Below are 20,075 nucleotides of genomic sequence, written 5' to 3'. Positions count from 1 at the left end.
ATGTTAGAATTGCAGCCTTATTAAGGAGATTAGGCATGCAAGAAAGTTCCCCAAAAACTATTGAGCTACCAAGAATTATCCAACTTGCATTACGCGGTAATTCTGAAGCTATCAGAAAGCATTTGAGAGAGAATCCTGAAGATTTATATCGAAGAGAACCTAACAAGCAAGCAACAGCTTTTCATTTAGCTGCTTATTGCGGGCACTTAGAAGCTTTAAAATGTTTGCTGCAATTTGGTAACTCGAACGATTTATTAAGAGAGGACGGTGAGAATAATTCTGTCTTGGATGTGGCGCTTGATAGCCGAAGACCGTCTGCAGCTATTTTACAATACCTTTTATTTGAAGCCAAAGTTCCTTTTGGTAACAAGACTCTTTTGTTACTAAAGAAAAAATATGATCTTTTTGTTATCAAAATTAAAGAAGCGAACTCAGTTAATGAAGCCAATGAACGAATTAAACAATTGAATTATTTGTTAGAACACGCAGGTCATCCTGAATGGGAATTAAGACGTCGAACTACTTTTGCCAAACCAAGATTATCAAGTTTAGCGGATATAACTGCCACATTGATAAAATCAAGGCACTTAGACGATGATGCTGTAAGCAAACTTCCTCATCAAATTAAGCAACAGATTACTTATACTCCTCAAAGTTTGAAATATTTAACTGCATTTGCAGTAAAAAACAAAGTTCCTGGCAGTAATGAGTTATCAACTGATCAATTGAATGAAGAATGTTTGGACGCAATCAAAGCAGCCATTAAACTTTAAATCAATTAACAAATTCAACCATAATTCTTGTATCTATAAATCAGACGGTTAGTAGAAGCATAAGCGCGCAATTGTCACTATCGTTGATAGATTTTCTAAGAAAGCAGTTCTTAAAAAAGTTACTGCTGATTTTTGATTTGCGTACCCATAGGCTTCTTGGCAGCGAGGTCTTAATGAGAATAATAATGGTTAGTTCGTCAATAACTAAAAAAAGGCTCTGATTTTATTAATATCAGTGATGATGATCTTGTTATAATTACGGATAAGCTCAATAATAGGCCAAGAAAAACTTTAGGTTATACAGCTCTAGGGGCGATAATAATGCGTAGGTGCTCATGAATAACCAATTTACAACTATAAATGATATCAAAATTTGTTACCAAACATTCGGCAATAAAACTGATCCTGCTATTATCCTTTTAATGGGAAATAGTGCTCAAGGAATCATGTGGGATGATACGTTCTGTCATAAATTAGCAGACAGCAAACATTTTATTATCCGTTTTGATTATCGTGATACGGGATTATCGAGTTGCATAGATTACATCCAAAGGCCCTACAATTTAACTGATCTAACTAATGATTTACTGGGTTTAATGGATGAACTAGGAATAAAAAAATCACATTTTGTGGGATTATCGATGGGAGGTGCTATTGCGCAGTTGCTCGCGATGTATCATCGAGCTCGAGTGTTAACCATAACTTTAATGATGACGTCACCGGACTTATCAGTCAAAAATAATGCCTTCAAAGGAATTTCAACTTCTCATTCCGTTTTATCTCCGCCATCTACGGAATTTATTAATAAGGTCATCGAAATTAATAAAACTCCAGCCCAAACCAATGTAGATAAGATAAAACAAATTGTAGAAAATTGGCGACTAGCAAACGGTACTAAAGCACCGTTTGATGAAATTTACTGGTTTAAGCTAGTAGAAAGATCAATGGAGCGCGAGTCAAAAAATCCTGAGGCAAAAGACCTGAAATTTGCAAATTTAGGAAACCATACAAAAGCGCAAATGGCTAGTAATGAACCCAATTTAAGCGTTACTAAAGATATTTCCGTACCGTGTTTAATAATTCACGGCAAAGAAGATCCTATATTTCCTGTAGATCATGCTGAAGCTCTTACTAAGAATATTAAAAAAAGCAAACTGGTTTTATTAAATGACATGGGACATGCATTAAATCCCCATTACTTCGATGAAATAATTAAAGAGATAGTTGTTCATGTAGAAAAATAAGTCAGTTGAGGCGAATTCAACTCCTTAATATAACTTTTGTATATAAATAAATCAGTTAAAATGGGTAAAATCCTTACTGCTTTACTACAAGAGTTATTAATGAGAGGCAATATAATAATATGATGCTAGAAATTGAGACTCAACGCACAATATTGCGATTGATTAATGAAGATGATTTAGACCTTTTGGCTGAATTAAATTTAGATCCAGACGTTAGAAAATATTTTCCTGATGGCATTCAAACTAAAGAACAAACAAAACAAAGAATGAAGCAATTTATAGGCTTTTATAAGGAATTTGGACTTCCTTGTTTTGTGATTTTTGATAAAGAATCTAAGGAGTTTATTGGACGCTGTGGTTTTGGTCCTATAGAGACTGGAGAAATTGAAGTTGGATATCTCATTGCAAGAAAATTTTGGGGAATGAATTATGCTTCAGAAGCTTTAAAAGGCCTTCTGAATTGGAGTAAAAAAAATATTAAAACCGATTTTATTATTGCTTTTGCTCCCATAGAACACAAAGCCTCCCACCGTGTGATGGAAAAATGTGGAATGCATTACTATAAAGATGGAATTGGGCATGGTATAGAATGTAAATTTTATCGAATTAAGAACAGTGATTAACGTTGTTGCATTAGCGAGTTGAATCCGCCCCTACACTTTATACATTAGGTCTGATTATCAAAATAATCAGACCTAATGTGATAATCAGGCTTTAATTATTCTCACCTCTTCCTGGATGATATGACTTAAGGTTTTATAGTTGTTTCATCTCGCTCTTCGGCTAGCTGTTCGTCTTGTTCTTCTTTTAGATTCTCATCTTGTTTTTTTGTTAAGTTTTCCTCAATAGGATTTTGATAAATATTAAATTTTAACAATGTTGACGTGAGGGTTTTTTCAGACGGTATAGACAAAAGATTACAAATGAATTCGGTAAGCGTTTTAATAAATCCTGCAACTGCCGTTCTCATTTCTTCGACATTATGGAACATGTGAAGATCTTCATGACGAACGTAGGAAACATCTATGTTATTAATTGTTTCAAACAACTGCTGAGGGTTTTTATGATGTTTTAATGCCTCATTCATTAAACTAGAAATCTCAAGACAAGTATAACCTCCATTTTCTATGAGTTTTTCTATAAAACAAGCCACTTCATGTTCATATTTATCTTGGGTAAGCGTTTCTTTTAATGCTTGTAGACGTATAATTTTTTCCAGAAGTTTTGCATCCGTGCTTGTGTAAGTTGGATCCACCCACATCGCCGTGATCTTGTTCGTTGCTAAGTTTTTTACATTGAGTAAATGTGTAGGCCCAGAGCTGTTGTTTTGGTTTTCATAGTACATTACGAACTGATTATTTTTATATATTTCAAACATAAGAACTCTATTTAAATCAAAGGGATGGGAAGTTTATCATAAATTTATAAGAATGGTTATTTTGTGGACAAATTTATTTGTTTGGCAATTGTTACCTAAACTAGTGAAGAAAAGAATAACTTAGTAAAAGCTTGCTTAAAGTGTTTGTACTGTGGGCACTCTTTTAGTTTTCATTGATTGGTACAATCTGCTGTATTTTTCCACTGAATCTTGCCCCCAAGGTTAAAACTGAAGGGAATTGTTTGATGATGGGCAGCAATAACGATCTGGCCCAAGGTTTCATCATCGCTAATTGTGCGAAAAACGAGGCGGCATGGATGCGATGACTAAAGTATTTGTGCCATTGCTTCGTATAAAATGCCCCGGCATCATCCAAATGCTGCTCCTTTCGAATGTTGAGTTTAAAGTGAATGAAACAGTGTGCAAGTAACCATGCGGATTGCATGGCCATGCTAATACCCTCTGCAACAATGGGATGAGCTTCCCCCGCAATATTGCCCGCAAAAAAAAGACCATTCTGATAGCACCTCCGAATACCAGGTTTAATCGGGCCTGCTGCCAGCCATTTTCCATCACGCTGTGCCTCGCTAAGAACTTCCCTAGCCCCGCGACATTGATTTAATATATATTGATAAACTGTTTCTCCTGCTTGCGCACCTGGATTTTGCAAACGCAAATCATGCAAAACATTTCGTCGAATGCAACAAGAAAGTGTGACTTTTTGCATACTACTATGAACAATTCCTCCGTATCCACCTGGAAAAGCAAGAAGTGGCATTAAATTTACCGGCAAGCTGGAGTTTCTAAAATGTGCTTTAAATGCCAGCAGATCAGAAGGCTGATGTATTTTATTCTCTTGTTCATCAATTCTTTTTTCCCATGATCCATTAGCTATAACCACTAGAGAAGCCATTATCTCTGTTGTTTGATCATTTTCTCTTATGGAGCAAATAAACGATCCATCTTTGGACCGTTGTACAGAGAGCGCTTCACAAGGTTGCCAAACACGCACTCCTTCAAGTTTAGCTTTATTTATGAGCTCTGTATCTAGATATTCTCGCTCTAGTGCTCGTCCCCATAGATTTTTTGATGCTTCTCCAGAAGGCATATTTGCAGTCAATATAACATCATCAGTAAATAAACCAATCTTTTCTATTTCTGGACCGCAATGTGTCAAATAGAACTCCTCCAAACCAAGTTTTTGGAGGAGAGGTAAGCTTGTAACCGATATAAACTCACCACAAACCTTTCTTCGAGGAAATTGTTTCTTTTCGATCAGCCCTACAGACCATCCTGCTTGGGCAAGTAATAATGCAGTAGTTGCACCAGAAGGCCCTCCTCCAATGATAAGCACATCCAGAGTCATAAATTTTAATCCATTAATTATTTCAGAATAAGAATACTCCACCAAAATGGGAAGTGCCATTTGATTTGATAATTTTTAATACCTGCTTGTTGCAAAAAAAAATCCAACTCTGTTCGAGTAAAACTTTTTTGAATCGATAATAGACCATCATGGGTGATAAGTCGGTTTCGAAATAATACAGGACTGATGAATTTATAAAGAGAATAAGCAATAAAATTACGATGTAGATCATTAATTATCACCGCTTTACAGGCTGTATCATTTGCTTTTATCAAGAGAGAGACTAATTCTTCGTCATTTAGATGATGGCATACCAAATTAAGTAAAATGATATCTACGTGTGTATTGATTTCGAGTTCTGGTTTTGTTTGGATTTGAAACTCAATTTGAGTAGCTCCACTTTTTTGTTGCCACTCCTGTAATTCTTCCTCTGCAAGTTTAATAGCATCTTGAGAGATGTCTAATCCTATCAGACGCATTTTAGGGAAATATTTCGCAAGATTAAGTAAAAATAAGCCCCCTCCACATCCCACATCGGTCAATATAGAATTTGAAGGAAATTGTTGCAATAACCTGACCGTATTTTTAAACATCCCCATCAATTTATTGATTTTAAATAATTTTTTTAACGATTGGACGTATTCTTGAGGGGTATAAAAATCCTGACCGAGATCAATGATTTCCTTTTCCTTTGAGCGTACCTTTAAATGGGCCATTTCATTTTAAAAGAAGTAAATTTTAATTCTGCATCTTATATTTAAATATTGCAATAAGTGCTATAAATAAACCTATAAGATGGAAGTTACTCGCTTTTATTGAGGGAATTGTTTTTAAAAAAGGGAAAAAATGTCATCAAAAATTACTGCAATTGGAGTAGCAAATCCACCATTTAAACGCACACAAGATGAGATTGCGGATCTTATTTCAGTAGGATTTCACCTTGATGAAGTACAAAAAAAAGTGCTAAAAAAAATTTATAAATCCTCAGGAATTGAGACCAGATATAGTGTGTTAACCGATTATTGTAAGCAGCCAGGTCAGTTTGAATTTTTTCCTAATACTCCGAAAGAGAGTTTCCCATCAACCTTACAGCGAATGAATCTGTATAAGGATAATGCGCTTAAGCTAGCTATAGTTTCAATTGAGAATTGTTTAAATAGCATTGAGTTTGATAGAAAAGAAATTACTCATTTAATTACAGTCAGCTGTACTGGCATGTATGCTCCTGGAATTGACATTGAAATTATACAAAAACTAGATTTATCTTCATCTGTAAAACGTACTGCGATTAACTTTATGGGTTGTTATGGAGCATTTAATGGTTTAAAAGTAGCAAATGCATTTTGTCAAACTGAACCTAATGCCAATGTACTCTTAGTTTGTGTTGAACTTTGTACAATACACTTTCAAAATACCTTTAATATAGAGAATATTGTTTCAAATGCAATTTTTGCTGATGGAGCCGCAGCAGTCTTGATTCAGGGGAAAGCTGATTCAAACAAATCTTTGAGTATTGAGTCATTTTATTGTGATTTAGTTCCGCAAACAAACCAGGACATGGCATGGACTATCACTGATTATGGATTTGATATTATACTCAGTTCGTATGTACCGGAAGCAATTAAATCAGGAATTTTTCTGTTTACTGAAAAACTATTAAAACAATCTAATTTTTCTTTCGCTGATATCGATTATTACGCAATTCATCCAGGCGGAATTAAAATTCTGCAAGCATGTGAAAAAGCATTAAAAATTTCCACTCAAGACAATCAATACTCATATGACATATTAAGAAATTATGGGAATATGTCTTCAGCAACAGTTTTATTCGTTTTAAAGAATATTTGGGATAAATTAAATACCCAGGATGTGGCAAAACATATTTTTAGTTGTGCATTTGGTCCGGGATTAACCTTGGAATCCATGATGCTCAAAATACAGTGCAATTAAAGTAATTAACTGGTTTGATTAAATGATTTTGATTGATACTCATAGACAGGGCCGACCAGAAGCTCTATAGGCATTCGCCCTGTTACAAATAAAGACAATTTTGAATTTCCTAAAGAGAGGTCAGTACTCTCTTCTTCATAATAGTAATGAGTAATTAATGCCAGTTCATTATCTAATGTTTTATTTACGTCATTTTGCTCAACCCGATCCTTGATTTTCCGCTAAAATCAGTAAACGCCACGAATTGTAACGCAAAGTTCCATGAAATTCATTGCTGAGAGTCGCTCGTTCTGCATTGGCCCTAAAGGTACGACCTTGGTCATCTTTCACTTCAGATCTTTAATAGCGCTATCAATTTTCAAATATAGGCTAATATTTTCTCATTATAGGAACACTAAGGAGATTTTCGATGTCGAATAAATTATTGAGTCTATTCATTGCAATCTGTATTTTTACTTATAATCTCACAGGTTTTAGCGCCACTAATAGCATTCAATTTTTCTATTCAAACAACAATCAAATACTGGATCTTGAAAAAGCATATCAGCGTTTAGTAGGCAAAGAGCAACATCAACTTAAAAGAAGTGCCATTCGAATATTACAAAAACAGCATATGGAATTAGGCGAATTTAAAAATGCCCTTGGTACTTATACGATGAAACAAACACAACAGTTTACAGCTGAAAACGCAGAGATTTTTTATGTATCGCCCTTACAGAAATTGTCTCGAAAAGAAACTTTTCTTATCGCGTCCATTTTAGCAAACCAACTGAATCAGGAAAGTGTTGCCGTTTTTATTCCGACTCATACGCATGCAATTTCCCATATTAAGTTGGTTTTTAATTACAATAAATTTACTATAACTGAGATAATACCTTTAATTCATAAACTCTCTACCTCTTTTAATCAGGGGTTTACATTGAACTTAAAAAATATTCACTCTGGATTTGATTCAGCAGAAGTACATTCAATTGAATGGCTTGGAACCAATCTTAATGATGCAGCGATAAGAGAGCTCTTTCCTTATGATGAAGTGCTCTCTTATCGTGGTGATGCTTATCTAGTTTTTAACAATGGGACGTATCGAAAATTGTAGATAATTCATTCTACCATTCATATGACTTACCTTTATCTTCATATAATTCTAAATCGCAATCTGGACGAACGTAGGTTTTAAAGTATTGATAGGCGGCAGAAAAGTCCTTTCTTTGCATATTATCCTTAAAATATGCGATGGCATCAGGATCACCATAATGTACCGCGAGATCAAGCCAGTCAAAGCCAGGAGTCCAATCACATTCTAGTTTAGGAAATTTTACCTCAATGTCATCATCCATTTCTTGTTTTAATGTTACCAGATCAGCAAAAGAGACAAGTGCAATTTCAAATTGAGCACTGCTATATCGTTGTTTACCATTATCCGACACAATTCGCTTTGCTATAAGCAAAGTATCTCGCATATATTCTTCAAAAGAAATTTGTTTTTTAGGTTTTTTAAAAAATCGTTTCATGTTGTAATTGAAAAAAAAGAAGCAATTATGTGCAATTTATTTTCATGTGTAAATGCTTTTTCAAAATTTAATTTTCTATTTTAATCAAGCTTCCTGGCTAACATTTTACTCGTTAAATCAGAGGAGGCTCTACTCGTCATTAATCTCGATCCAAACGAAATAACAAACCTCCAATCTTATAAATTAGTTGAATTGAATTGGCTCGCTCGAGCGAGTTCTTGCGAAGTTGAAATTAACTCGAGTTTTTCTGTTGCAAGCCTAATATAAGCATCACCAATATTGTTCATTGTCATAATTTTAGCGGCCCAGCCTGCAATCAACATCATATATGCTGATAATTCTCCTCCAGCAACCATACGATAGTTTTTCGCTGCAGTAAGAAAAGTCTTATATTCTGCTGGATTATCAATTAACTGTTCCGTCCTATTCATTAAGTCAATTGACTCTTGAAATGAAAGTTGTTCATTATCTTGCAATTTCATCACGAGACCAACCATTTCATTGCACGCCTTTTTAAAATTGCTAGGATAATCAGTGTGTTGTAATAGTTTAGTTTCGATATTTTGATTTAGCTGCTCTAATGATGCATATAAATTATTTTTCATAATTCCTTTTATAGAGTTAAAAATAGTTTGCTCTAACTTCTTCTCAGCTTCAGGAGTACGATTATTACCACCTAAAAACATCACCTGCTTTACAACATCTGATGAATCAAAATGATGACGCCCTACTTTTCCCAATGGATATTTATTAAAATCATAACCATTTTCATAATTTCGGATGCGGGAATTGTTTGATAAAAACAGATAGTCCATGTCATCGCTCGTTGCATATGCGCCCCAATTTATCTTTAAGCGGAGCAGAAATTTCTCATTAAAATTATGAGCTAATTCTTTGGCTAAGTAAGGACATTCGTTTAGAACAAACTCCAGAGTGGGCATCGATGTAGTAGTATAAAAAGAAAGGAGCTTTCTTGCTTCAGATTCGATTGACATGAGCTCGAATTTGAAATAAAAAGCTGAGATCGCATCATATGTTTTATAAGATAACCGTTCCCTAGCATCACTAATGTTATGCTTCGCGGCATAATGTAGTATCAATCGCGGCATGCAGTCACTGGGGCGAATATTAATCTCTTTGTATCGGTTATAGATGGCCTCCATTCGAGCTTTCGGTGGTTCAGGGAGAAAGGCCAAGGTTATAAATTCTATAATGTTTTTAGCCCCACCAAGATGAGACAACGGTATTGCATCCCCATTACCCCCGAATTTAACCTCACTTGTATTTTCAGTGAGTCTTAAACCTAAATTACTTTCCGCTAAAGGAAGGAGATCTTGTGGTGTAAAAAACGACATATCTGTCCCATTATTGATATTCTTTGATTAAAGAAATGCAATCTTAACTAAAAATAGATTTTTATTGTAGGTTTCTAATTAATTCATTTGATATTTCAAGACAAATAGGAACAAACTAGGAAGCTAATATTTTCACACGGAGGCACATATGGGAAAAAAAGTATGCGTAATTGTTGGAGTTGGGCCTGGAAATGGTGCTGCGTTTGCCTCTCGTTTCTCTAAAGAAGGATATTATTTGGCATTGCTCGCTCGTTCAAAAACCTTTTCTAATGAACTTGTAAAGGAACTAGGTAATGCACATGCCTATGAGTGTGATGTTAGTCAGAATGATTCGATACAAAGAACGTTTACACAAATTCAACAGGATTTGGGCTCAATAGATGTTGTTATCTATAATGCTGGCTCTGGTGTTTGGGGTAATATAGAAGAAGTTGGACCTAAAGATTTTGAAGCAAGTTGGCGTGTTAATGCATTAGGATTAATGCTTGTAAGTCAATGTGTAATTCCTGGGATGAAGCAAAATGGTAAGGGAAAACTAATTATCATTGGTGCGACAGCCTCAAAGCGAGGAGGTATTAAAAGTGCGGTATTTGCTCCAGCAAAAGCAGCCCAACGAAGTCTTGCAGAATCAATGGCTAAATACTTAGGTCCCATGGGCATTCACGTCGCCCTAGTTATTATTGATGGGATCGTGGATTTACCAAAAACTAGAGAATATATGCCAGGTAAACCTGATGGATTCTTTGTGAAACCACAGGATGTAGCCGGGACGGTACTTTGGTTAACGCAACAAGCTCCATCTACTTGGTCATTTGAGGTAGAAGTCCGCCCTTTTGCGGAGGTTTGGTAATCTATTAAAGGTTAGGTCGCATAAGCGCCCTGACCTTTTAATTCATTTGATTTCTTATCAATTATTTTTCTATTGTTGTTTGGTGTTGATTATAAAATTGAACGAGACGAATTATCGCAGTTATGGTCACCAGAAAAGTAAATAGACAAACAAGAAAATTAAAAGCATGAGGCCATATCATCATCGCAATAAAAAAAGAAAATGCTTCTGCCCGCTCCATAAGACCAGGGCTGTAAAAAGGTAACCAATGACGAGTGTTTATTTTATTCACGAATGTTTTCCTTAGCACCGGTAGTTCTCAATCAGCCGGGGCGCAGTGGGCGGCACTCGCGCTACATCATGTATAATTTAATTTAACTATCCAATTGCACATTAATATCACGTGCATCAGATAGACCATGATCATCTACTATTCTGACAACAAATTTTCCTGGTTTTGCCTTCCATAAATAAGACTCACCTGCTTTTGTTTTTGCAATAAATGTTTCATTAATAAACCAATATACATTAGCGATACCGGCATCAGTCACTGCAGTAAGAGGAATAGTATTGTTTTGCTGGGAATCTGCGCGAATAATATAGCTGATACCGTTTTGTGGGGATGTAATGTGTGGATTAATACCAGAGTTCCCAGATAAGTTACAATCAGGCTCAAAAAACGGCGGAATATGTCTTTGTATTCCAGCTCGTTTAAAAATACTCAATAAGTCAGAGGGCCAAAATTCAAAAATTTCAAAGCGCGTATTTTCATCAATATGACAAGTTCGCAAACCTGTTTTGCTATTAATAGCAACTTCTCGATAAATGGTATCTGTTTTAATTGGGGATTTTCCGGGGATAAACCAGCCCCATTCCGTATCTGTACAATAACGAGTTGGAAGCATCCCGGAGGCTTTGCAAACTTCTACTTTTTTCAGATTCATTTGTTCTGGATGTTTTTCTAGGGCATATATAGGGCCCCGTTCGTGTTTTAATGCATCAACTAATTCGAAAAATAAGGGAGCAGCTATGTCTTTACCAATAAATGCTGGGTTTGCCTTATTGTCAAAATTTCCCACCCATACTGCTAATACATAAGGACCAAATACTCCTACCGTCCATGCATCGCGATAACCTGAGGAAGTTCCAGTTTTCCAAGAAATCGGCAAACGCGACCAACTTGTGGAAACATCATCCAAACGAGGAGTATTTGTAAGCATATCTAATACTAGATAGCTTGCTTCCGGGCTAAGCAAACGAACCCCTTTGGGTTTCACTTCGTTTTTAAATGTGCGAATTGGATACCAAAGTCCATCGTTTGCTAACATGGCATATAGACTCACGAGTTCTTTCATCGTTAATTCGACTCCACCCAAACTCAGTGACAGACCATAATAAGATTCCGAACGTAATTGACTGATTTGAGCTTTTTCCAATAGTTGATGCAATGTTGGATTGGTTAATTGGTTGGCAAGATAAATTGCGGGGATATTACGACTCAAAACTAAAGCATCCTTTGCTTTAATCGGGCCCATAAAATCATAATCAAAGTTTTCTGGGTTGTAACCATTAAAACTATGCGGAACATCTTTTAAAACAGTATCAGGGTGAATTAAGCCTTGATCTAAAGCCAACCCATAGATAAACGGCTTTAGCGTGGATCCAGGCGAGCGTTTCGTTTCCGTACCATTAATTTGTCCGCTAATACCCAGATTAAAAAAATCAGCTGAACCCAACATACCTTTAATACCCATATCGCGGGTGTCTATGAGTAAAACCGCTGCATTATTTACACCAATGCCTCTTTTTCTGGCGAGATAATTATGTGTAATACGCTCGATAATTATTTGGGCACGATAATCTAAAGTAGTATCAATGCCTTGGCGTTTGATTGATGAATCGTATAAAATTTCATTTACAAAATGTGGGGCGGTAAAAGGAAGCATGTGTGTATTTTGCATTACCAATGGTAAAGCAAACATGCCTTTTTTATTAAGGTCTTCTGGGTGTTTATTTAACCATCGACCTAATAAATGTTCTCTAATTTTTTTTAATTCTTTGTTATTAGGTGTTCTTTTACCTGGATTCTGCGGGATAATGCTTAAAGTTAATGATTGTGGCAAAGTAACTTGATTTACAGAAGTTCCAAAATAGACCAAACTTGCTGCCCCTACTCCTTCAACATTGCCACCATAAGGCGCCAAATTTAAATAAGCTTCTAAAATTTCCTTTTTGCTGTAATGCATTTCAATTTGAATTGCACGAATGATCTGCAGTAATTTTCCTGATATTTTTTTTGAATTCATACCATAACGCATCCGAGCTACTTGCATGGTAATGGTTGAAGCTCCAATTCTGCGTGATTGTGCACCATACGTCTGCCATACTGCTTTCAATGTAGCCCAGGGATTAACGCCATAATGCCAATAAAAATATTGATCTTCTTGTAATAAGGTTGCTTCAATCAATTGGTTGGATATTTGTGATAATGGCGTGAATAAGCGATATTTCTCATCTTTACTTAACGTCAGTCTCAATAAATTATGATGGTCATCATATACTGCCTTAGAAAAACTCACGTCTTCTAGCAAAGAAGGTTTTGGCAAGAAAAATAATACCAAATAGACGCTGACAAATAGCATAACAAATATTATGCTAAGTTTTTTAAATATTTTGTTCATAGTCGCTATTATGCCCTAAATAGAATAAAATATATGCAAAAATTTTTCAGCACAATTCACCACTTGGAATAAATGATGAATAAAAATCCGCTATCTATATTACTAAATGCATTCTCATCTGTGTTTGGCAAATTAAATTGGCGTAGCCCACCGTGGATGAAGTACCTGTGCTATAAATCTAAATCATCTCCAAAAATGTTTTGGGGAAGTAGCATTTTAGTCGTGCTCGTTTTAATCATTGCGGGCTATTCAATACATTGGTATAAAAATTTGCCAAAACCTATTTATACCACTGCGCAAATTACAGTTCCAGACATCACACCCAATACGGAAGACCAATTAATCGCTAATAACTTGATTATTGATTTTGGCATAAAAAATAACGGATTTATTAATCAATCGGTCGCACCGCTTAGCCAGGTTGGGAAAACGGTAATTGAAGGCATTGAAATGACGCCCCAAATGCCTGGGACATGGACGTGGAATAGCGACAGTCAATTAGTTTTTACACCTTCCCAAGATTGGCCTGCAGGACAAAAATTTACAATCCGTTTTGCCCCAAACTTTTTTGCTTCCAATGCCAATATGGAACGCCATGAATATTCATTTTCTACTCATCCTTTTGATGGAAAAATCACTGAATTTAAACTGTATCAAGATCCAGTACATGCTGAAATAAGAAATGCCGTAGCTACTGTAGAATTTAATTTTCCAGTTAATCCTAAAAATTTGGAGAAAAACACTTCACTAGTGTATCAAACCAAATCAGGTTCTACGGGCGAAAAACTTCAGATCACCTTTACTTATGATAAAAATAAACGGATAGCATATCTCCATTCAGATACGATACAAATAAACAATGTAGCTCGCTTTTTACGCTTAACTTTAGACAAAAATGTTACTTCATCAACTGATTCTGCTCATTTGAAAAATGATTTATCGCAAAACCTCCTGATCCCTAGTGCCCAAGATTTTCTTAAAGTTCTTTCTGCTTCGGCATCTATTATTCGTAACGATAAAGATAGACCTGAGCAAGTACTGAATGTTGAAACCTCCCTAGGTGTCAATGAGAATGAGTTTAATAAATCAGTACATGTCTATTTATTACCTAAAGATCGGCCAGCAACAGTTGCTGAAGCTGCTAAAGAGAATTATCAATGGCAAAATCCAGGAGAAGTGACCAAAGCGGTTCTTTCTCTAGCCACGCCTTTAGCAAAGGAAGAGATTCCTACAGAACAAAACTATTCCACTTTGCATAGTTTTAAGTTTAAAGCAGATACGCCTCGATATATATATATCCAAGTAGATAAAGGAATGCGTAGTTTTGGTAATTTTACCTTAGGAACTGAGTACGCAGCGATCATCCCTGTTCCTGCAATACCTAAAGAAATCAGTTTCTTGCATAAGGGGTCACTGCTTGCTTTAAGTGGTGAGAAAAAACTTTCTGTATTGATTCGTGGTGTTCCTGCGGTGAAGTTTGATTTTGCACGGGTATTGCCTGAAAATATTAACCAATTAGTCACTCAAACCCAGGGTGATTTTAACAATCCATATTTTATTAATCCTACATTTAATCAACAAAACATCAGTCAAATCTCCTCAGAAATTCAAGAGTTTGATATTTCAGATTTAGCGAAGCAACAGTATACCGCTCTTGATTTCAGCAAGTATTTAACAATGGATACGAATACCCTGGGTCCACAGGGATTATTTTTATTACAAGCCACCGGGTGGGATACTACAAATAAAAGTGCCTTAGACGTAAAAGCAAGTCGCATGATTTTGATTACTGATATGGCATTGTTGGTAAAGGACAACCAAGATGGTAGCCATGACGTTTTTGTTAATTCCATAACGCAAGGAACGCCAGTTGCTAATGCAACGGTAACGGTTTTAGGAAAAAATGGCTTGCCTATTTTATCACGCGTCAGTGATGTACAAGGTCGAGTGAATTTCCCACTTTTAAAAGACTTTGTCGATGATAGAGAGCCTACTGTGTATTTGGCTCAATTGAATAATGATGTGTCATTTATTCCATTCAACAATGCCAATAGACAATTAAATTTCTCTAAATTTGATATTGGTGGTCTATATACGAACAACCAAGAGTTACATAGCCTAAGCGCTTATCTTTTCTCCGATAGAGGGATCTATAGACCAGGAGATACAGTTCATATTGGTATGATAGTCAAGCAAGCTTACGCTCAGCCTCAACCTGGAGGGTTACCACTACAAGCAACTGTAGTAGATGCCAGAGGAACAACGATTAAAGATGAAAAAATTACCCTTAATGACCTAGGGTACATGGATCTTGATTTTACAACAAATGCCAGTTCACCCACAGGCCAGTACATGGTTAATTTGTATCTGGTTAAAGATGGATACCCACAAAACCTACTTGGTTCAACAAGTATTCGTGTTTCTGAATTTTTACCGGACAGAATGCGCATTACTACCAGTCTTTCGCCAAAACCATCTTCAGGATGGAGTTCTCCAACTGGACTAAAAGGAGAGGTAAATCTTTGGAATTTATATGGTGCCCCCGCTACTGACCGAAAAATCAGCGGTAAAATTTTATTAGTACCTCAAAAAGTTGAATTTGATAAATATCCCGATTTCATCTTTATTGACCCTTTGCTGGATCCCAAAAAACCACCAAAGGTGTTCACTGAAACATTAAACGATGTGATAACAAACAACAAAGGTGAAGCTGAATTTGATTTAAATCTTGACCGCTTTGAAAAAGCGACCTATCAATTAACATTTTTTGCTGAAGGTTTTGAGGCGGAAGGTGGTCGTAGCGTTACAAGCCAGACTAAAACCTTGATCAGTCCTCTGCCCTACTTTGTTGGATATAAACCGGATGGTGATTTATCTTTTATTAAGCAAAATAGCACCAGAAGTGTTAATTATATTGCAATCAATCCTGAGTTGAATAAAGAAGAAATTAAAGATTTAAAGATACAACTGGTTTCGTTACACCCCGTTACAACTTTAGTTAAAAAGGCTGATGGTACTTACCAATATCAGTCAGTTATTCAATCGACAGTAGTGAGTACTACCCCATTTAATATCGCTGCTCAAGGAACTGATTACGCTTTACCTACACAACAAATTGGCGATTTCTCTTTAAGTGTCCTTGGAAAAGATAATACGATACTTAATCAGTTAAAATTCAGTGTTGTAGGTGCCAGTCAACAGCCTTTAGCTAAAAATGCCGAATTATCAATTAAACTCAATAAAACTGAGTATCAAGCCAATGAGGATATTGAGATACAAATCACCGCTCCCTATACTGGTTCCGGTTTGATTACTATAGAGCGTGACAAGGTTTTTGCGGCTCAATGGTTTAAAACAGATACTACCAACTCGGTGCAAACTATTCACATCCCTGCTGATTTCCAAGGTGATGGATACATCAATGTTGCTTTTATACGTGATTGGAGCTCGCCTGAAATCTTCATTAGTCCGTTAAGCTATAGTGTTGTCCCTTTCACAGTCAATCATGAGGCTCATGAAGTAAAAATTGATTTACAAACCGCCAAAGTCGCACGTCCTGGTGAACCATTTACTATTAATTATCATACCGATAAGCCAGGAAAAATTATTGTGTTTGCTGTTGATGAAGGCATTTTGCAAGTAGCACACTATGAGACTCCGGATCCTTTATCATTTTTCTTCCAAAAGCATGCTCTTGAAGTTTTGACCCAACAAACAGTGGATCAAATCATGCCTAAATTCATTCAGGACCGAGAGCTTTCCGCTGTGGGTGGTGACAATGGTGAAGAAGGCATGGCAAGCCGCCTAAATCCTTTCAAACGAAAAACTGATCTCCCTGTAGCTTATTGGTCTGGGATTATTGATACTGATTCAAGTACTCATCAAGTAGTGTATCAAGTTCCCGACTACTTTAATGGAACATTACGGGTTATGGCTGTAGCTGTGTCATCTGATTCAGTCGGTGCTCAAGAAACCTCTGCCGAAATTCGCGGAGATTTTATTATTAATCCAAACGCCCCAACCTTTGTTGCACCAGGTGATGAGTTTGAAATCTCTTCCTCAATTGCAAATAATGTTAAGGGTTCTGGAGAACACGCCCTTATTAATGTAGATTTGATTGCTTCGCCTGAAATTGAAGTGATTGGCTCATCAACACAAACACTAGAAATTGCTGAGGGCCATGAGGAAACTGTTCATTTTAAATTAAAGGCCAAATCACTTTTAGGTGCCGCTAAGTTGAGCTTTAAAGCAAGCATGGGTGATAAATCCAGTACAATGAGTGCGACCCTCAGTGTTAGACCAGCTACACCCCTTAGTACATTCATTAATAGTGGTAAATCAACAGACGCACAAAGAACTTTGGATGTGATGCAGACATTGTATCCGGAATATCGCAAAGCAAACGCAACTGCTTCTACTAGTCCCATGATTTTAGTATTTGGTTTGCAACGTTACTTGGATAATTATCCTTATGGTTGTACAGAGCAATTAACAAGCAAAGCCATACCCTTATTAGCGATGAATAATCAAGCTGGCTTTGGTTTTGAATTAAAAGAAGTTGATGAAAAAGTAAACGCTGCAATTCAAATGCTAAGCCAACGGCAAATGTCTAGTGGCGGATTTAGTTATTGGCCAGGTCTGGGTGACAATCAAGGTAATGATTTTGCATCAGTTTATGCAATGCACTTCCTAACTGAAGCAAAAGCCCAAGGATTTAATATCCCTAGTGACCTGTTCTACAATGGCATTAACTATCTTAAGACCTTGGTAAGTCAAAATGTAACCGATATGGATGCAGCAAGAATTCAGGCTTATGCTATATACATTTTAACGCGTAATGAAATAGTAACAACCAACTATCTTGCTAACTTGCAATTATATCTGGAAAAAGATCAGACAAAAGTGTGGCAAACAGATATTACGTCAGCCTATATTGCTGCTTCATATCAATTGCTCCAAAGCCATGATGAAGCAAATCAATTGATTGGTTTGTACAAGCCACAAAATAATCAAGCTTATATAACTGATTTTTACAGCAGTGCAATTGCTGATGCCCAGTATTTATATCTTGTAGCAAAACATTTCCCCAACTTGTTACCACAAGTTGGCGATGAATTGCTAAAGCGTTTAATTCAAGCGATCAATAATGATGAAATCAATACGGTTTTATCTGGATTTACGAGCTTGGCTTTAGGTGCATATCATCCCGCTTTATCAAATGAGCAGTCCTCTGCTTTATCCATGACAAAAATCATGGCAAATAATAAAGAGGTTAATGTACCAGCTGCTAATTCGAACTATCAAAAAATTGATATTGAATCCGATGTCCAAAAAATTCGCTTTAACAATCCTGATAAGAAAACATTTTTCTATCAGCTCATGCAATCAGGTTTTAACAAAGTCATTCCAAAGACACCATTAAAACAAGGTTTAGAAATTTTCCGAGAATATAAAGATGCGAAAGGAAATGTGATTAACTCAACAACTCTTGGAAGCGAAATTGAAGTACATATTCAAATTCGTGCACTTGATAATGATTATTTATCCAATATCGCAATTGAAGACCTTTTACCTGGCGGATTTGAAGTGGTAAATGACTCTGTAAGAAATAATAATGCCATGGATTATGCTGATGTCCGTGAAGACAGAGTAAATTTCTTTGGTGGAGTTGAATCTGCTGCTAAAGAAATTGTTTATAAAATCAAAGCTGTAAATATAGGTAAATATATTGTTCCACCTGCCTATGCTGAAGCAATGTATAATCCAAATACGAAAGCCCAAGGTATATCTTCGGTGATTACAATTACAGAGAAACCATAAATTCTTGAAATATACATTACGAAAATTGTAGCCCGGGTGTCGCGAAGCGAAACCCGGGGTTCATTTATTATATATGGACATTTATTGGCTGTCTTACCTCTCGTCATAAGGTCGTTTTGTAAAATAGAAGACATACAGTCAAAATAATAAATACAAAAATCTAGCAGATTAGGCATTTTTTAGTGGATCTGTTTTAGATTCAGCGCTATTGTTCACCGAGTAATAAAAAAAATTTTAATATGTAAATGGTGTAATTTTTATGAATAATTTAAAGAAAAGTATTAGCAAGTTTATTTTTATGGGAAGATGGTTGCAACTTCCTCTTTATTTAGGACTTATATTAATACTGGCAGCTTATGTTTATCGTTTTGTTCATGAGCTATTTGAATTAGTAATTCATCTTAATAGCTATGATGATACCCTCATTATGCTGGGTGTATTAGATTTAATCGACGTAGTAATGATTGCAAATCTTCTAATTATGGTTGTTATGGGCGGATATGAAACCTTTGTTTCTCATCTCACTCTCGACTCACATCCAGATCAACCAGAGTGGCTGGATCATCTTGATGCGGGAGCAATGAAAATAAAGCTTGCTCTTTCATTAATCGGCATCTCATCAATCCACTTGTTAAGAACGTTTATTGATCCGAATAAGCTCAGTAATTACTCAGTAATGTGGCAAGTAATTATTCATTTAACCTTACTTGTTTCAGCCTTGGCGATTGCATTAACTAATAAAATGCTCGTTCAGAGTAAAACACATTAATGAAAGTGTCTAAATCCTGGCGCTAAATTTATTAGTAAGAATCATTTACTCCCGAGTTATCCTGGGCGAAGGCGTAAGCCGTAACTCGGGAACTCTTTGTCTGGAATTCAGGCTACAAACTTAAGTTTGAACACTTCGGCGTTTATCACACAAGATCCAATTGATATAGAAATGCGTCGAAGGGTGACTGAAAAACAAACCAACAATCATGAAGTACATAATTGCACTTCACTTGTGAGCGAAATCTTGAATAAAGGTGGATTACCCATCAAACAATCTAAAGTAAAGCCTTGGGTTATTACTCCCAATGGTTTGTCAGATGAGCTAAGTAGTAAAACCCCTAAAATTTAAAATTGAGCAAAAGATGATGCGCGGTTTTCAGTATTTTACCTGAAAACC

General features: G+C 36.0%; 17 protein-coding genes and 1 pseudogene. 10 read left to right on the top strand and 8 right to left on the bottom strand.

The window, feature by feature from the left end; genetic code table 11:
• The first annotated feature begins 35 nt into the window (after positions 1 to 35).
• The 4 genes and pseudogenes from ACWTEW_RS24800 (at position 36) to ACWTEW_RS24785 (ending at position 2,640) form a co-directional block, all read left to right on the top strand.
• Positions 36 to 773, top strand: a complete 738-nt coding sequence (locus ACWTEW_RS24800) for an ankyrin repeat domain-containing protein (RefSeq protein ID WP_454780768.1) — start codon at positions 36 to 38, stop codon at positions 771 to 773.
• A gap of 151 nt (positions 774 to 924) precedes the next feature.
• A pseudogene (locus ACWTEW_RS24795) lies at positions 925 to 1,112 on the top strand (IS30 family transposase); the annotation flags it as partial.
• Positions 1,109 to 2,017 (top strand): alpha/beta fold hydrolase, encoded by a 909-nt coding sequence (locus ACWTEW_RS24790; RefSeq protein ID WP_454780767.1) that lies wholly within the window; start codon positions 1,109 to 1,111, stop codon positions 2,015 to 2,017. The pseudogene ACWTEW_RS24795 and the gene ACWTEW_RS24790, both read left to right, overlap by 4 nt.
• Before the next feature lie 119 nt (positions 2,018 to 2,136).
• Positions 2,137 to 2,640: a GNAT family N-acetyltransferase gene (locus ACWTEW_RS24785; RefSeq protein ID WP_454780766.1), complete on the top strand. Its 504-nt coding sequence runs from the start codon at positions 2,137 to 2,139 to the stop codon at positions 2,638 to 2,640.
• A gap of 125 nt (positions 2,641 to 2,765) precedes the next feature.
• Here ACWTEW_RS24785 and ACWTEW_RS24780 read toward each other — a convergent pair whose 3' ends face one another.
• The 3 genes from ACWTEW_RS24780 to ACWTEW_RS24770 form a co-directional block, all read right to left on the bottom strand.
• Complete coding sequence (locus tag ACWTEW_RS24780; RefSeq protein WP_454780765.1) at positions 2,766 to 3,395, bottom strand: hypothetical protein; 630 nt, start codon at positions 3,393 to 3,395, stop codon at positions 2,766 to 2,768.
• 163 nt (positions 3,396 to 3,558) lie between these two features.
• On the bottom strand, positions 3,559 to 4,761 hold the full coding sequence (locus ACWTEW_RS24775) for an NAD(P)/FAD-dependent oxidoreductase (RefSeq protein ID WP_454780764.1): 1,203 nt from the start codon (positions 4,759 to 4,761) through the stop codon (positions 3,559 to 3,561).
• Positions 4,762 to 4,778: 17 nt separating this feature from the next.
• Positions 4,779 to 5,477, bottom strand: a complete 699-nt coding sequence (locus ACWTEW_RS24770; RefSeq protein WP_454780763.1) for a methyltransferase — start codon at positions 5,475 to 5,477, stop codon at positions 4,779 to 4,781.
• Between the two features lie 130 nt (positions 5,478 to 5,607).
• Between ACWTEW_RS24770 and ACWTEW_RS24765 the strand changes: the two genes are divergently transcribed.
• Positions 5,608 to 6,711 (top strand): type III polyketide synthase, encoded by a 1,104-nt coding sequence (locus ACWTEW_RS24765; protein ID WP_454780762.1) that lies wholly within the window; start codon positions 5,608 to 5,610, stop codon positions 6,709 to 6,711.
• A gap of 198 nt (positions 6,712 to 6,909) precedes the next feature.
• Here the strand turns inward: ACWTEW_RS24765 and ACWTEW_RS24760 are convergent, their stop codons facing one another.
• Complete coding sequence (locus ACWTEW_RS24760; protein WP_454780761.1) at positions 6,910 to 7,041, bottom strand: hypothetical protein; 132 nt, start codon at positions 7,039 to 7,041, stop codon at positions 6,910 to 6,912.
• A 79-nt stretch (positions 7,042 to 7,120) separates the two neighbouring features.
• On the opposite strand from ACWTEW_RS24760, the gene ACWTEW_RS24755 reads away from it, so the two are divergent.
• Complete coding sequence (locus ACWTEW_RS24755; RefSeq protein ID WP_454780760.1) at positions 7,121 to 7,807, top strand: hypothetical protein; 687 nt, start codon at positions 7,121 to 7,123, stop codon at positions 7,805 to 7,807.
• Positions 7,808 to 7,817: 10 nt separating this feature from the next.
• Here the strand turns inward: ACWTEW_RS24755 and ACWTEW_RS24750 are convergent, their stop codons facing one another.
• Both ACWTEW_RS24750 and ACWTEW_RS24745 read right to left on the bottom strand, forming a co-directional pair.
• Positions 7,818 to 8,222, bottom strand: coding sequence for a hypothetical protein (locus ACWTEW_RS24750; protein ID WP_454780759.1), 405 nt, complete (start codon positions 8,220 to 8,222; stop codon positions 7,818 to 7,820).
• A 176-nt stretch (positions 8,223 to 8,398) separates the two neighbouring features.
• Positions 8,399 to 9,577: a hypothetical protein gene (locus ACWTEW_RS24745; protein WP_454780758.1), complete on the bottom strand. Its 1,179-nt coding sequence runs from the start codon at positions 9,575 to 9,577 to the stop codon at positions 8,399 to 8,401.
• Between the two features lie 148 nt (positions 9,578 to 9,725).
• Here ACWTEW_RS24745 and ACWTEW_RS24740 point away from each other — a divergent pair, with 148 nt between their 5' ends.
• A complete protein-coding gene (locus ACWTEW_RS24740) occupies positions 9,726 to 10,427 on the top strand; it encodes an SDR family NAD(P)-dependent oxidoreductase (RefSeq protein WP_454780757.1) in 702 nt (233 codons plus the stop codon).
• A 61-nt stretch (positions 10,428 to 10,488) separates the two neighbouring features.
• Here ACWTEW_RS24740 and ACWTEW_RS24735 read toward each other — a convergent pair whose 3' ends face one another.
• A complete protein-coding gene (locus ACWTEW_RS24735) occupies positions 10,489 to 10,698 on the bottom strand; it encodes a hypothetical protein (protein ID WP_454780756.1) in 210 nt (69 codons plus the stop codon).
• An 82-nt stretch (positions 10,699 to 10,780) separates the two neighbouring features.
• Positions 10,781 to 13,087 (bottom strand): penicillin-binding protein 1C, encoded by a 2,307-nt coding sequence (gene pbpC, locus ACWTEW_RS24730; RefSeq protein WP_454780755.1) that lies wholly within the window; start codon positions 13,085 to 13,087, stop codon positions 10,781 to 10,783.
• Positions 13,088 to 13,162: 75 nt separating this feature from the next.
• Between pbpC and ACWTEW_RS24725 the strand changes: the two genes are divergently transcribed.
• The 3 genes from ACWTEW_RS24725 to ACWTEW_RS24715 all read left to right on the top strand — a co-directional run bounded on the left by ACWTEW_RS24725 (position 13,163) and on the right by ACWTEW_RS24715 (position 20,027).
• On the top strand, positions 13,163 to 18,907 hold the full coding sequence (locus ACWTEW_RS24725; RefSeq protein WP_454781269.1) for an alpha-2-macroglobulin: 5,745 nt from the start codon (positions 13,163 to 13,165) through the stop codon (positions 18,905 to 18,907).
• A 259-nt stretch (positions 18,908 to 19,166) separates the two neighbouring features.
• Complete coding sequence (locus ACWTEW_RS24720; protein ID WP_454780754.1) at positions 19,167 to 19,676, top strand: TIGR00645 family protein; 510 nt, start codon at positions 19,167 to 19,169, stop codon at positions 19,674 to 19,676.
• 96 nt (positions 19,677 to 19,772) lie between these two features.
• On the top strand, positions 19,773 to 20,027 hold the full coding sequence (locus ACWTEW_RS24715; protein WP_454780753.1) for a hypothetical protein: 255 nt from the start codon (positions 19,773 to 19,775) through the stop codon (positions 20,025 to 20,027).
• Positions 20,028 to 20,075: the final 48 nt, after the last annotated feature.

The organism is Legionella stuttgartensis (assembly GCF_977063405.2).
Note: the sequence above shows the minus strand (reverse complement) of the source record. Positions and strands in the feature narration are given on the sequence as shown.